The organism is Kitasatospora sp. NPDC092039 (genome assembly GCF_044756065.1).
Taxonomy (GTDB): Bacteria; Actinomycetota; Actinomycetes; order Streptomycetales; family Streptomycetaceae; genus Kitasatospora.
Window position 1 is genome coordinate 93,636 of sequence record NZ_JBIVSD010000025.1, and the last position, 13,128, is coordinate 106,763.

Consider the following 13,128-nt stretch of genomic DNA (forward strand, 5'->3'; position numbering starts at 1 on the left):
TCGCTTTTACCGGGCGGCCCCGCGGAGTACGCGGGGCCGCCCGGCCTGTGTGGTCGGTCCAACCCGAGAAGGTCATCTCCTGGTAGAGGGAACGTCGCAGAGGAGTATTCCCCGTGATGCGGGATTACCGTGCCATCAAGTGGCGCAAGAGCACGTACAGCAATGGCCAGGGGAACTGCGTCGAGATAGCCGACGGCCTTGCGGGCATCGTCCTCGTTCGGGACAGCAAGGACCCGGATGGCCCGGCCCTCGCCTTTTCGCCCGAGGCGTGGCGGTCCTTTGTCGGGGGCATCCAAGCCGGCGAATTCCCCGCAGGCTCCTGACGTACTTCTACTGGGCGGCCCCGCGTACACCGCGTGGCCGCCCAGTCCGTCAAAGACCCCTGGGCTCCCGATCTCGCTGGACGGCCTTTCCCGCCGTCGCATCTCGACTACGCTCGCCAGGGTCAGGGCCAAGATCGACCGAGGGGGGCCACGCCATGCCGTACGAGACCGGTGCGACGGTGAGACTGACCAGGGAGGTGCAGGTCACCGAGAAGGGCACCGCCGGCCTGCCCGGGCCGCTCTTCCTGGGCGAGGGCCTGATGGGCATCGTCACGGGCTCGGCGCAGGAGGCCAGCACCGCGGCCTCGGAGCATGTGGCGCTCTTCGACGAGCAGGTCCGCGGCTTCCAGTTCGACGCCTCCGCGTCCTACCTGATCAACGACCTCCGGCAGAAGGTCATCCGGGCGAGTGGGGGCGGCGCCGGCTCCGGCACCCAGACCCTGTACCGCGTGCGCTTCGAGAACGGGTTCGTCCTCGACGGCCTCGAAGAGGGCTGGCTGGCCAGGGTCTGAGCCTCCTCCGGCGCCGCGCCGCCGAGGGCCCGCTCAGCCCGGGTAGGTGATCGAGCCCAGCGGCGGGCAGGGGACGAGTTCGGTGCTGACGCCAGGGCGTTCGACGAACGCCCTGGCCTCGGCGGCCCGTTGGCGCCGGGTGTCCAGGTCATCGGCGTACCAGGCGTCGTTCCTGGCCCGGTGGTAGTCCCACGTGTCGTCGATGAGGCTGAGGCTGGTGTTGCCGGCACTGCGCTGGAACTCGGCCTTCACGGCGGCCTGTTGGAGCGCGGTCTGCAGCGCCGCCAGGTCGATGCGGGTGATCCAGACGCCGAGGGTGTTCGGCTCGCGGGTCGGCATCGGGGCCTTGGGGAGCAGGGACACCCCGGTGTCGAGGCGGCCGAGGTTGTCGACGGTCGCGTCCTGGGACTCCCGCACCGCGATCCGCATCTCCCGGTGCAGCCAGAAGAGTTCGTCGAGGTCGGCCATGGTGATGCGCATCCGCCGGTACGCGGCCTGGAAGCGGGGGTCGTGGTGCAGCGCTCGCATGGGGGGGACGTGCAGGCCCACGCAGTCGTTGAAGCCGGCCGTCACCGCCGCGTCGAGGTGCAGGACGGCCTGGTCCGTCTGCCCGTGCGCGAAGGCCAGGTCGCCGAGGCTCGCGTGGCCCGCCGCGACGAGCCACGTGCCGTCGGGGCCGAGCGCCGTGGCCCGCGCGACGACGTCCTGGAGGCCCGAGGCGCTCCTCGCGGTCGGACCCTCGGTCACGATCGCCACCAGCAGTTCGTGGACACGGGCTGCCAGTGAGTTGACGGTGTCGGCCATGGATCTCCTCGGACCTCGGTGGTGGAGAGCGCGAAAGGGGCTGCCGAGCCTGTGGCGACCCTGGTGGAGATGACGGGCGGGCGGGATGAGCGGTTCCGCTCGTGCCCGCGCGGGCCGGGGACCTGGCCCACCACGCCCTGCTGTGTTCGAATCGATGTGTCGACACTGCGTCATCACCGCAGGCAGTGGCCCATTGCGGTTCGATCACGGTGTGTCCGGTTCGTCGAACATTGGATGAGAGTGCGGGGATTTCCTGTGTTGGCAGGGGCACCGGCGGCCTCTCATAATTCCTGCCGACACGTGTGACGGAAGCCCGGGGAACCCGCTTGGGGGAGTGGTTCCCGCGAGGGGCCCGCGCGTGAGATTCCGCATTCTTCCTGGGGGGATTCCCTTGCCCGAGCCCGAGAACGAGGGCGCCACCGCCGTACCTCCGGCACCGGCCGCACCGGCCGTCGTGCCGGAGGCTGCCGCCGCACCGGCCGCCGCGCCGCGGCAGGCCCCGCGCCGGCTGCCGCGCGCCGTCGGCGTCGCGCTGGCCACCGCCGGCCTGCTCGCCGTCACCGCGGCCAGCGCCGCGGTGACCGTCGCCGTCGGCAAGCCCGCCGCCCGCCCGGCCACCGCCGCCCCCGCCCCGTCGAAGGCGGCCGCGAGCGCGAGCGCCACCGCGAGCGCGACGCCGTCGGCCGCGCCCGTCCCGGTGCCCACCGCCGCCCCGGCCGAACCCGCGCCCGCCAGCACCGTCAAGGGCACCGTCAGCGGCGGCAGGCACGAGGGCGACCTGCGCTACTTCCTGCTCCCCATCCCGGCCGGCGGCGAGTCCTACGGCCCCGTGGACGGGGTGACCATGACCGACGACGACGTCGCCGCGGTCTTCGGCAAGCAGGACGGCATCATGGACATCCTCAAGTCCTACGGCTACAAGGGCGGCGCGACCCGGACGTACCGGACCGCCGACGGCAAGGCCGAAGTCACCGTCACCCTGCTGAAGTTCGGCTCCACCGCGATGGCGGGCGACTTCGTCAGGAACTACAAGATCAAGTCGATGGACCCGTTCGACATCGACGGCGACCAGGGCGGCCGCGGCTACCTGAAGACCCCCAAGCAGCAGGCGTACACCGGCTCGATGACCGGCATCTCCAGCCAGGGCGACGTCCAGTACACGATCGACGTCGACGTCAAGGGGACACCCGACAAGGCGCTGCTGAACGAGCTGATGAAGCGCCAGCGCGAGTGGCTCACCACCGGCGGCTGAGCCCGACCCCGGCCCCGCCCGCCCGACGCCACCTCCTTCCCTTCCTCTTCTGGAGCCACTTCCGTGACCACCGAATCCGCGGAGCCGGTGCCCGCCGCGCCCGCCGCACCGCCCGCCGCACCGCCCGCCGCACCGCCTGCCGCTGCGCCGCCCGTTGCGGCCGGGACCGGCGCGCCCGCCGTCCCCGCCGAGCCGCTCGCGGCCGAGGCCGCCCCCGCCCCGCGCGCCCCGCGCCGCCCCCGCCCCGTGCTGCTGACCGCCTGCGCCCTGGTGCTGGGCACCCTGGCCGGCGGCGGCGTCGGCTACGCCGTGCAGGCCCAGCGCCCGCCCACGCCGCTGCCGCCGCTCCAGGTCGCCCGCCCGTCGTACCCGGCCGAGACGGTCGACCCGGCCGCCCTCGCCGCCGAGCAGCCCGGGCCGCTCGCCATCGACGGCGACCTGACCAAGCTGCTGGTCAGCGCTCCCGAAGGCAGCACCCCCTGGGCGGACTACCCGGACAAGCCGAGCTGGATCTCGATCGGCGAGGTCGCCGAGCGCAGCGGCAGGTCGGCCGCGATGTTCAAGGACCTCGCCGCGAACGGCTTCCGCCGCGCGGCCGAGGTGGACTGGAAGAAGGACGACGTCCGGTACCGCGTCCAACTGGTCCAGTACACCGCGGACCACGCCGACAACGCGAAGTCCCCCGCCTGGCCGCAGACCTTTGCCGAGAACGCCAACGGCGGCTACAAGGTGGACGCCGAGCCCCACCACTGGGCCGAGAGCACCGAGCAGTACTTCTACGGCGAGGCCATCGCCAAGCGCGGCTCGCTGCAGATGACGATCGAGGTCTTCGGCACCCAGCCGGTGAACCCCGACACCCTCAAGGACCTCGCCAAGCGGCAGTGGGAGCGGCTCGTATGAACGACGACACGATGACCGCGACCCCGGCCGCGGCCGAGGCCCCCGCCGCGCCCGACGCTCCCGAGCCGACGCCCGGGTCCGGGGCCCCCGCCGCGCCGGGCCCCGCCTCCCGCCGCCTGCTGCGCGCGGGCGCCGCGACCGCCGCGGCCGCACTGGTCGGCGTGGCCATCGGCGTCGGCATCATCAAGACCCAGTACGGCGGCGACCCCGCGCCGGCCACCGCCGCCGCCCCGGTCGCCGCTCCCGTCCCCACCGCGACCGCCACGCCGTACGGCGCCAAGTCCAACGGCAGCCACTTCGGCTCGCTGCGCGACCTGCTGCTGCCCGTCCCGGCCGGCTACCAACCCGGCCCGGACGACGGCGGCTACGGCAACGACACCGAGCTGAACCGCGAGCAGCTGTCCGCCGAACTGGACGCCGACCTCCAGCAGCTCCCCAAGGAGAAGCGCGACACGATGCGCTCCTACTGGGAGGGCATGCACGTCAAGGCCACCGGCGTGCGCACCTACCGCGCCGACGGGGACGACCTGGTGATCGGCCTGAAGCTGCGCCAGTTCAACCAGCAGGAAGTGCAGCGGATCAACGAGTACACCGCGGTCTTCACCGGCGACACCGGCCTGTTCCGGGTCGGCCCGGCCGTCCCCGGCCACCCCGAGGCGCACTGCTACCTGATGCCGGCCCCGCCGTCCGCGCCGATCGACTACCTGGAGTGCTCGGCCGCCGAGGGCGACCTCCTGGTGATCATGAGCGCCGAGGGCGTGGCACCGCTGCCCAAGGACAGGATCGTCGCCCTCTTCACCGTCCAGCTCGACCGCCTCGCCCGCCCGGGAGCGTCCGTATGACCGACCACGCCACCGCGCCGACCGCTCCCGAGGGCGTCGCCGCTCCTGTTCCCGAGGACCCGGCCGCGCTCGCGGAGCAGGAGGCCCGCCGGGTCCGTCGCCGCAAGGCCGCGGTGCGCTGGAGCTGCGCCGCCCTGGTGTTCGTCCTCGCCGGCACCGGCACCGCCCTGGCGGTCACCGCGCCCGAGCGCACCGACCTGCCCGGCCTGGCCACCGCGGGCGACGGCCGCTACACCTTCGCGCCGCTGACCCTGCCGCCGCTGCCCGCCGGCAAGGCCGCCCCGGACGACAAGGGCAAGACCCCGCACCACGCGGACCTGCGCCACCTGCTGCTGCCCGCCCCCAAGGAGGCCGGCGGATCGCTGACCCCGCCCGTCTTCCCGGCCCCCACCAGCGGCCCCACCCCGTCCGGATCGCCCACCGCCTCCCCGACCGCCCCGGCCGCCCCGACCCCGACGGCCTCGGCCCCGGCCGCCACGCCTGCCGCCGCCTCCGGGCTCGGCCAGTGGGTGCCCTGCGACGCGATCGCCGAGGAACAGCAGGACGCGGCCAGGATGCACTCGCTGCTCCTGGAGGAAGCCTGCCGCGCGGCCACCGTCCGGGAGTGGACCGCCTCCGACGGCACCCGCACCCAGATCCGGCTGCTGCGCTTCGGCTCCTTCCGGGAGTCCTGGGAGGCCTTCGGCGCCCTGCGCGCCAAGGCCCGCCCCAAGGCCGCCCCCGACACCAGGACCACCCCCCACGACAGCTGGGACACCGTCGACGGCACCAGCCTCACCACCATGGAATCCACCACGGCCGGCCCCAGCGGCGCCCCCACCGCCCGCTTCGGCTACCTCTCCGCCTCCGACGTCCTCGCCGTCGTCACCATGACCAACCCCGCCGGCGTCCCCGTCACCCCCTTCCGCCAGGTCGTCACCCTCCAGGCGGACCTGCTGGTCTGACCCTGCCCCGCCCCGCCCGCCGCGACCGGGCCGGCGCCCCCACCCCGGGGCGCCGGCCCGCCGTCCGTCCGGGCGCCGGTTTCTGGCACAGGATCGGGATATTTCCCGCACCGGCCCGTGAACGACCCCGCCGTACGGTGATGACGCAGCAGGGACCGGCACGAGACCGGCACCGTCATCCCAACGACCGCAGGAGAACCCATGCGCACGCGCCGCCTCGTCCTCACCGCCGCCGTCACGGCGATCGCCGCCGCCGCGACGGCCTGCGGCCCGGAGAACAGCGACGCGAGCCCCGCTCCCGCCGCCACCGCCGCCGCGCCCGCACCGACCACCGCTGCCCCGGCCACGGCCGCCCCGGCCGGAGCCGCGCCCACGAAGAGCGCCCCGCCCAAGGCCCCCGCCGCCCCGTCCGCCTCCGCCACCTCCGCCGACAAGAGCGGCAACGGCCAGGCCTGCGGCGCCAACGACCTGGTCTTCTCCGCCAAGTCCGAGAGCCAGGGCGGCGGTTACATCCTGATCAGCGCCAAGGCCAAGCCGGGCATCACCTGCACGCTCCCCGGCACCCACCCCGTCATCGCGTTCGGCTCCGGCGGCATCGAGGCCGCGCCCGTCGAGCACGGCACCGCGGAGCCGATCACCCTGAGCGGCGCCAAGACCGCCTACGCGGGCATCATGGCCAAGACCACCAAGGGCAACCAGGCCGTCGAGTTCACCGACGCCATCATCGGCATCGGCAACCCCGACCCGAACCCGGCGAGCGTCCCCGTCGGCGCCACCCCGGTCGACAAGCCGGTCGTCACCAACTGGCACACCCTGCCCAAGGACGCCGTCCCGGTGAACTGACGAAGCGTCATGCGGCGACGGCTGAAAGCTGAATGCAGCGCGATGCCGACGGCCGTCGGTGCGCTGCCGGCGCGGTGACGGTACGGCCCGGCACCTTCGAGAGGCCCCGTCCCGCCTCTTCCAGGGAGCGCCCATGCCGATCACCATCCGACCGGGAAGCACCGTGATGTTCACCGGCGACTCGATCACCGACTGCCGGCGCCGGGAGAGCGAGGACGGCCTCGGCACCGGCTACCCGCTGCGCGTCGCGGGCGAATGGGCCCACCGGCACCCGGACCGCCCCGTCACCTGGCTGAACACCGCGAACGCCGGCGACAAGGTGATGGACCTGGAAGCCCGCTGGCGCCTGGACGTGCTCGACGCGCGCCCGGACGTGCTGTCGGTCCTCGTCGGCGTCAACGACACGGGCTGGCACACCCTCGACCCCGACGGGTACCCGATCCCCGCGGAACGGTTCGAGGCCGGCTACGACCTCCTCCTGCCCGTCCACGGCGTCGTCGAGGGCCCCGGCACCGTGCTCATCGGCGAGAAGGAACGCGCCGAGTGGCGCGCCGACCTGGACCCGAAGATCCAGGCCGTACGCAGGCTCGCCCGCCGGTACGGCGCCCAACTGCTCGCCGCCGACGGCAGGTTCGCCGAACTCGCCGCCACCACTGCCCCGGAGCACTGGTCCGAGGACGGCGTCCACCCCACCCGGGCCGGCCACGCCGCACTCGCGGCGTCCTGGCTGCGCCTGGTCACCTGACGGCTCGTCAGATGCGCCGCGGCTCGCCCTCACCCCGTCAGCCGTGCCGCCACCGGGCGGTGGTCGCTGGGGGTGGCGGGCAGGGTCCAGGTGGCGGTGGCGGCCAGGTCGCGGGTGAGGACGTGGTCGATGCGGGCCAGCGGGAGGGCGGCGGGCCAGCTGAAGCCGAAGCCGGTGCGGGCCGGGGTGAGGCGGCTGGTGAGCGGGGCGAGCGCGCGGTCGTCGGCGGCGGTGTTGAGGTCGCCCAGCAGCAGGACCCGGCGCAGCGGTTCGGCGTCCAGGGCCCGGGCGAGGGCGGCGATGTCGCGGTCGCGGTGGGCGGTGGCGAAGCCGGCGGCGGTCATCCGCACCGAGCCGAGGTGGGCGACGTAGACGGCCAACGGCCCACCGGGGGTGCGGACTTCGGCCCGCAGGGAGCGGTTCCAGCCCGGGTCGATGACCAGCCGCCGGGACTCCGTCAGCGGGTAGCGGCTCCACAGCGCGACGGTGCCGGTGCGGGCGTGGTGGGGCAGCGCCCGGTCCAGCACGCCCCGGTAGGCGGGCAGGGCGGCGTCGGTGACCTCCTCCAGCGCGACCAGGTCCGGACCGGCGGCGAGCAGCGCGCGGGCGGTGCCGGCCGGGTCCGGGTTGGCGGCGTTCACGTTGTGGGTGACCACCGTCAGCCCCGGCCCGCCGGCCCCGCCCGTCGGCCCCGGCCCGCCGGACAGCAGCAGCGGCCCGAACACCACCGCCCACACCACGGCCAGCACCCCGCCCGCGCAGGCCGCCGCCGGTGCCCGGCGCAGCGCCGCGCACAGCAGCGCCGCCACTGCCACCAGGCCGCTCCACGGCAGGGCGCTCTCCCACAGGCTGCCCAGGCCGAGGCCCAGGTCCGGCACCAGCCGGTGGCCGCCGAGGGCGAGCGCGGTGAGCAGGGCGAGCGCGGCGGGCACGCGCCCGCGCCGCCACGGGGGCACGGCCCGCCACGGGGGTGCGGCCCGTCGCCTCGGGGAGGTCGGCCGCTTCAGCCACCGGGGCGCGGCCGGCCGCGCCAGCCACCGGGGCGCGTACGTCGGGACGGTCCGTCGCCGGCGGCCCGGCGAGCCGGTCCCGGCGGGCGTCTCGGAAAGCGGGGGAGCGGTCACGGCGCGCCCCCTCACCCTGCGGCGTCCGGCAGCGGCGCCGGGCAGGTCCCGCCCGGCCGGGTGAGCAGTTCGAAGTGCCACACCTCGTTGGCGTACACCTGGCACAGCCCGTACCGGGCGCCGTGCTGGATCAGCCAGTAGTCGGCGTCCGTCGGGCCGACGTCCACCGCCTTGCCGGTGACGTGCGCCGACTTCTCCGGCGTGTTGACGAACCGCCGGGCCTTCTCCACGCTCCCGTACCGGCTCACCGCCCGGTCCAGCAGCCGCTGCTGGTAGGCCTTGCTGCGCCAGCCGGAGGTGACGGTCATCTCGATGCCCTGGGCGCGGGCGTCGTCGGCCGCCCGCTGCAGGGCCTCGCGCAGCGGCCCGTCCAGGTTGCGCACGGCCGGGGCCTCGGTGTCGGAGGGGCGCAGCGTCCGGCCGTCGGGTATCTCCCCGTCCGCCTCGCCGCCGGCCCCCGCTCCCGCCGCGGCGGGCTGGGCGGCGACGGTGGCCGCCAGGGAGCGCAGGACGGCCCCGGTGCCCGGCGGGTCGGCGGCGCACGCCCCGGCCCCGGCCAGCACGGCCGCCGCGACGGCGCCCGCGGCCAGCCGCCGCCGTCCGGGCCGCGCCGCCGTCGTCGTGCCGGTCCCCGTGTGCGTCTGCGCGCCGCCGGTCCCCGTGTCCGTCTGCGCGCCGCCGGTTCCCGTGTCCGTCTGCGCGCCCGTCTTCGTCGGGTCCATCCCTGCCTCCCGGTGTGCTCGTCCGTTGCCGGACCATTGGAGGAGGCGCGGTGTTGCGAGGACGTCTGCGCAGGCCGATACGTTTTCGATAGGCCCCATAGGGTCCAATGGGGTGCGAACGGCGAAGACGGGAGAACAGCGCGTGCGGGTCCTGGTGGTGGAGGACGAGATCTACCTCGCGGAGGCGGTCCAGGCCGGCCTGCGGCTGGAGGCGATCGCCTGCGACATCGTCACCGACGGCGACGCGGCGCTGGAGCGCCTGGCCGTCCACAGCTACGACGTCGTCGTCCTCGACCGCGACATCCCCGGCACCCACGGCGACGACGTCTGCCGCAGCATCGTCCGGCGCGGCCTCGGCTGCCGGGTGCTGATGCTCACCGCCGCCGCCCGCCTGAACGAGAAGGTCGCCGGCTTCGAACTCGGCGCCGACGACTACCTCACCAAGCCGTTCGACCTCGCCGAACTCGTCGTACGGCTGCGCTCACTGGCCCGCCGCCCGGCCCAGGCCGCCCCGCCCGTGCTGGAGTACGCCGGGCTGCGCCTGGACCCCTTCCGCCGCGAGGTCTACCGCGACGGCCGCTACGTGGGCCTGTCCCGCAAGCAGTTCGCCGTCCTGGAGGTCCTGATGACGGCGCGCGGCGGCGTCATCAGCGCCGAGGACCTGCTGGAACGCGCCTGGGACGAGAACGCCGACCCGTTCACCAACGCCGTCCGCATCACCATCTCCGGCCTGCGCAAACGCCTCGGCGACCCGTGGGCGATCCAGACCGTGCCGGGGGTGGGCTACCGCCTCACCGACCCCGGCGAGGAAGGCGCCGCACGGTGAACGAGCCCCCGACCGCCGGGCCCCCGACCGCCGGGCGCCGTACCGGCGGGCGCCGTACGGGAGGCCGCCCGCGCCGCCTGACCGCCCGGATGCGCCTGACCCTCAGCTACACCCTCTTCGCGCTCACCGCCGGCGTCCTCTCCCTCGCCGTCGTCTACGTCGGCATGCGCTACGTCCCCAACTACCCCCTCACCTCCTCCAACCCCCGCTACCGCTCCGACGCCCCCTCCCGCCAGGAGATCCTGGACTCCATGCTCGCCGCCAGCGGCTACGCCCTGGCCCTGCTGACCGCCGTCGGCCTGGTCGGCGGCTGGCTGATCGCCGGCCGGGTCCTGCGCCCGCTGCAGGACATCACCGGCGCCGCGCACCGCGCCGCGAGCGGGGCACTGGAACACCGCATCGCCCTCACCGGGCCGCGCGACGAGTTCACCGACCTCTCCGACGCCTTCGACGAGATGCTGGCGCGCCTCCAGCACTCCTTCGAGGCCCAGCAGCGCTTCGCCGCCAACGCCTCCCACGAACTGCGCACCCCGCTGGCGATCACCCGCACCATGCTCCAGGTCGCCGCCGCCGACCCGGCCGGCCAGGACTGGGGCACCCTCGTCACCCGCCTCCAGGACACCAACCAGCGCGGCATCGAGATCAGCGAGGCCCTGCTCCAGCTCGCCGACCTCGGCCACACCCCGCCCGACCTCGCCCCCACCGACCTCGCCGCCGCCACCGGGGAGGCACTGGACGCCGTCCGCGACGAGGCCGACGCCCTCGGCGTCACCCTCGCCGCCGACCTGCGCCCCGCCCCCACCACCGGCAACCCCGTCCTGCTGCGCCAGGCGGCCGTCAACCTGCTGCACAACGCGCTGCGGCACAACCTGCCCACCGGCGGGCAGGTCACCGTCGCCACCGGGCCCGACCCCGAGCGGCCCGACCGGGTGCGCCTCACCGTCGTCAACACCGGCCCCCAGCTGACGGCGCAGGCCGTGGCCACCTTCACCGAACCGTTCCTGCGCGGCCGCGGCCGCACCGCCGAGACCGACCCGGCCCGCCGCGGCCACGGCCTGGGCCTGGCGATCGTCGCCGCCGTCACCGACGCCCACCACGGCGAACTCCACCTCGCCCCCGCCCCGGCCGGCGGCCTGCGCGCGACCCTCGCCCTGCCGGGCACGGCCGGGGGCCGGCAGCCGTCCTGACGGTTCGCTGCCGCCCCGGCCCCGGCCCCCGGCACCGCCCGCGACGACCCGACCGGGACGGCGGACGCCTCTGCGGGGCCGACACGGTCGTGCCTGTGCCCGGTCCTCGCCGACCAGCGGTTCGAGATCGACGGAGCCGACGAGGCCCGCCGCTTCCTGGAGTCCCACGGCATCGCCGGCGAGCCGGCGCAGCGGGTCTGGACGGCGATCGCCCTGCACACCACCCCGAAGATCCCGCTGCACATGGCTCCCGAGATCGCTCTGGTCACCCGGGGCGTGGAACTGGACGTGCTGGGCATCGGCTACCACGCCGTCACCGGGGAGCAGCGCGCCGCCGTGGTCGCCGCCCACCCGCGACCCGACTTCAAGAACCGCATCCTGGCCGCGTTCACCGACGGGATCAGGAACCGCCCGGACACCACGTTCGGCAACGTCAAGGCGGACGTGCTCGACCACTTCGTGCCGGGCTTCGAGCGCGGCGACTTCGTGGAGGTGGTCCTGGGGTCCGACTGGGCCGAGTGAGCCGAGTGAGCCGAGTGAGCCGGGTCGAAGCCCCTGGAGGGCGGGCCCGCAATGCCCGGCCGACGTCGCCCGTCCGGACCGGACCGGGGGAGCGGCTTCGCCTGCGGCCCGGGAGCCCGGATCCTCACCGTCGCGGCGGGAAAGGCCCTGGCCGCCCCGGAGGAACACCCCGGGGCGGCACCGAATCGTCTTGCCGCGACGGCGGGGGTCGGCGATGCTGGGCCGATGCCAGGTCAGCGGAAGCTCAAGCGCCGGCGGTCGGAGGGGGCCGGTCGGGCGGCCGCCCGCTTCGCGCCGGAGGCGGGCCACTGGGAAGTGCGGTTCGAGACCCAGGACGAGGCGCAGTGGCACGCACACATCCGCCGCCTCCGAGCGTCGGACCCACAGATCGACTGGACGGCCGTACGGATGGACCACTTCTGCGGCCGCCTGACGCAGCCGACCTGGTACCGGCTCAGCCTCTTCGTCCCGAACCCCGCCCCGGAGCCGGACCGGATCTCCCCCGGCAACTGAGCTCCTGCCGGCCGGCTCCGAGTCACCCGAGGACGAACGGCACCCATGCCCCGAGCGCCCCCAGGACGGCCCTCTCGGCCTCGCTCGGGGCCCGCCGCCCGGTGCCGACCAGCAGCGCGTCCGCGTCGGACAGGGCGGCCGGGAACGGGGCCCCGGCGATCCGCTCCAGCAGCCGCCGCGCCGCGGCCGGCCCCTCGGCGGGCGGGCCGGGCACGTGCGGCAGGTGCGCGACCAGGTCCAGGTGGTGCAGTGTCCACTCCAGCACGTACGCGTCCAGGTAGTCGGCGGCGGTCAGCACCTGCCCCTGGGTGGCCACCCGCAGGCGCGGGTCGGCGAGGTCGGCGGCCCGGCCCGCCGCGGAGCCGACGTCGTCCAGGTGGAAGCGCAGCAGCGCCGGGTCCCCGTACGCGGCGGCCAGCCGTACGGTCAGCGCGGCCAGCGGGTCCCGCCCGTCCGGCGGCTCCCGGTGGACCTCCCAGTACGACGCGGCGTCACGGGTCGGCTCTTCCGTGGACGGGGTCACCAGGGTGATCAGCACGTCCTGTGCGTCGATCACCAGATGGCACACCAGATCCCGCACCAACCAGCCCGCACACCCCGACGGCCGCGCGAAGTCCTCCTCCGCGAGCCCGTCCACCGCCGCACGCAACGCCACCCACGACCGCCCGAAGAGCCCCACCCCCGCAAGCTACCACCACGGCCCCACCACCCTCCCGCCCGCCGCGGCACGAGAAGTCGGCCCGGCCGACTTCCTCCTCCAACCTCCGCGCGAGCCGCGCACCTCTTGCGCCGGGAGGCGTTGTCCGCCCGGCGCGGGGAGTCGGCCTGGTCGACTTCCTGCTCCGTCTTGGCGTGAGTGTTGAGGCTCTTGCTGGAGACTTCACTGTCCGCCGCGGCACGGGAAGTCGGCCCGGCCGGCTTTCTGCTCCGCTGCGCATGGGTGCCGGACATTGGGGGTGCGGCAGTAGCGGCGCGTCGGGTGGTGGTGCGGGAAGTTGGGTGGGGCGGCTTTCTGCTCCGTCTTCGCCCATGGTTGCCGCTGCGGTACGGGAAGTCGGATCCGCCGACT

Annotated in this window: 15 protein-coding genes and 1 pseudogene; 12 read left to right on the top strand and 4 right to left on the bottom strand. The window is 74.9% G+C overall.

Features of this window, described 5'->3' with window-relative positions; all coding sequences use genetic code 11:
- The first annotated feature begins 116 nt into the window (after window positions 1–116).
- The gene (locus ACIQI7_RS34630) at window positions 117–323 is read left to right on the top strand and encodes a DUF397 domain-containing protein (RefSeq protein WP_401117785.1); all 207 of its coding nucleotides are present in this window, start codon (window positions 117–119) and stop codon (window positions 321–323) included.
- A gap of 155 nt (window positions 324–478) precedes the next feature.
- Complete coding sequence (locus ACIQI7_RS34635) at window positions 479–835, top strand: hypothetical protein (RefSeq protein WP_401117787.1); 357 nt, start codon at window positions 479–481, stop codon at window positions 833–835.
- A 33-nt stretch (window positions 836–868) separates the two neighbouring features.
- Here ACIQI7_RS34635 and ACIQI7_RS34640 read toward each other — a convergent pair whose 3' ends face one another.
- Window positions 869–1,639, bottom strand: coding sequence for a hypothetical protein (locus ACIQI7_RS34640; RefSeq protein WP_401117789.1), 771 nt, complete (start codon window positions 1,637–1,639; stop codon window positions 869–871).
- 391 nt (window positions 1,640–2,030) lie between these two features.
- Here ACIQI7_RS34640 and ACIQI7_RS34645 point away from each other — a divergent pair, with 391 nt between their 5' ends.
- The 6 genes from ACIQI7_RS34645 (at window position 2,031) to ACIQI7_RS34670 (ending at window position 7,165) form a co-directional block, all read left to right on the top strand.
- On the top strand, window positions 2,031–2,891 hold the full coding sequence (locus ACIQI7_RS34645) for a hypothetical protein (RefSeq protein ID WP_401117791.1): 861 nt from the start codon (window positions 2,031–2,033) through the stop codon (window positions 2,889–2,891).
- A gap of 63 nt (window positions 2,892–2,954) precedes the next feature.
- A complete protein-coding gene (locus tag ACIQI7_RS34650) occupies window positions 2,955–3,791 on the top strand; it encodes a hypothetical protein (RefSeq protein WP_401117793.1) in 837 nt (278 codons plus the stop codon).
- Window positions 3,788–4,633: a hypothetical protein gene (locus tag ACIQI7_RS34655; protein WP_401117795.1), complete on the top strand. Its 846-nt coding sequence runs from the start codon at window positions 3,788–3,790 to the stop codon at window positions 4,631–4,633. The genes ACIQI7_RS34650 and ACIQI7_RS34655 overlap by 4 nt, the downstream gene beginning before the upstream one ends.
- The gene (locus ACIQI7_RS34660; RefSeq protein WP_401117797.1) at window positions 4,630–5,577 is read left to right on the top strand and encodes a hypothetical protein; all 948 of its coding nucleotides are present in this window, start codon (window positions 4,630–4,632) and stop codon (window positions 5,575–5,577) included. The genes ACIQI7_RS34655 and ACIQI7_RS34660 overlap by 4 nt, the downstream gene beginning before the upstream one ends.
- A 201-nt stretch (window positions 5,578–5,778) precedes the next feature.
- Window positions 5,779–6,420 (top strand): DUF4232 domain-containing protein, encoded by a 642-nt coding sequence (locus tag ACIQI7_RS34665; protein WP_401117799.1) that lies wholly within the window; start codon window positions 5,779–5,781, stop codon window positions 6,418–6,420.
- A gap of 133 nt (window positions 6,421–6,553) precedes the next feature.
- Window positions 6,554–7,165 carry a GDSL-type esterase/lipase family protein gene (locus tag ACIQI7_RS34670; RefSeq protein WP_401117801.1) on the top strand — a complete coding sequence of 204 codons (612 nt, stop codon included), beginning with the start codon at window positions 6,554–6,556 and terminating at the stop codon, window positions 7,163–7,165.
- 29 nt (window positions 7,166–7,194) lie between these two features.
- Here the strand turns inward: ACIQI7_RS34670 and ACIQI7_RS34675 are convergent, their stop codons facing one another.
- Window positions 7,195–8,121 (bottom strand): endonuclease/exonuclease/phosphatase family protein, encoded by a 927-nt coding sequence (locus ACIQI7_RS34675; RefSeq protein ID WP_401117803.1) that lies wholly within the window; start codon window positions 8,119–8,121, stop codon window positions 7,195–7,197.
- Between the two features lie 179 nt (window positions 8,122–8,300).
- A complete protein-coding gene (locus ACIQI7_RS34680; protein ID WP_401117805.1) occupies window positions 8,301–9,011 on the bottom strand; it encodes a M15 family metallopeptidase in 711 nt (236 codons plus the stop codon).
- Window positions 9,012–9,153: 142 nt separating this feature from the next.
- Between ACIQI7_RS34680 and ACIQI7_RS34685 the strand changes: the two genes are divergently transcribed.
- From ACIQI7_RS34685 to ACIQI7_RS34700, 4 genes and pseudogenes are all read left to right on the top strand, one after another.
- A complete protein-coding gene (locus ACIQI7_RS34685; RefSeq protein ID WP_401117825.1) occupies window positions 9,154–9,837 on the top strand; it encodes a response regulator transcription factor in 684 nt (227 codons plus the stop codon).
- Window positions 9,834–11,024 (top strand): sensor histidine kinase, encoded by a 1,191-nt coding sequence (locus tag ACIQI7_RS34690; RefSeq protein ID WP_401117807.1) that lies wholly within the window; start codon window positions 9,834–9,836, stop codon window positions 11,022–11,024. Before ACIQI7_RS34685 ends, ACIQI7_RS34690 begins: the two co-directional genes overlap by 4 nt.
- Before the next feature lie 111 nt (window positions 11,025–11,135).
- Window positions 11,136–11,546 (top strand): annotated as a pseudogene (locus ACIQI7_RS34695) (diguanylate cyclase); the annotation flags it as partial.
- A gap of 225 nt (window positions 11,547–11,771) precedes the next feature.
- Window positions 11,772–12,059 (top strand): hypothetical protein, encoded by a 288-nt coding sequence (locus tag ACIQI7_RS34700; protein ID WP_401117809.1) that lies wholly within the window; start codon window positions 11,772–11,774, stop codon window positions 12,057–12,059.
- Window positions 12,060–12,081: 22 nt separating this feature from the next.
- Here ACIQI7_RS34700 and ACIQI7_RS34705 read toward each other — a convergent pair whose 3' ends face one another.
- Complete coding sequence (locus ACIQI7_RS34705) at window positions 12,082–12,738, bottom strand: maleylpyruvate isomerase N-terminal domain-containing protein (RefSeq protein WP_401117811.1); 657 nt, start codon at window positions 12,736–12,738, stop codon at window positions 12,082–12,084.
- Between the last annotated feature and the right edge of the window lie 390 nt (window positions 12,739–13,128).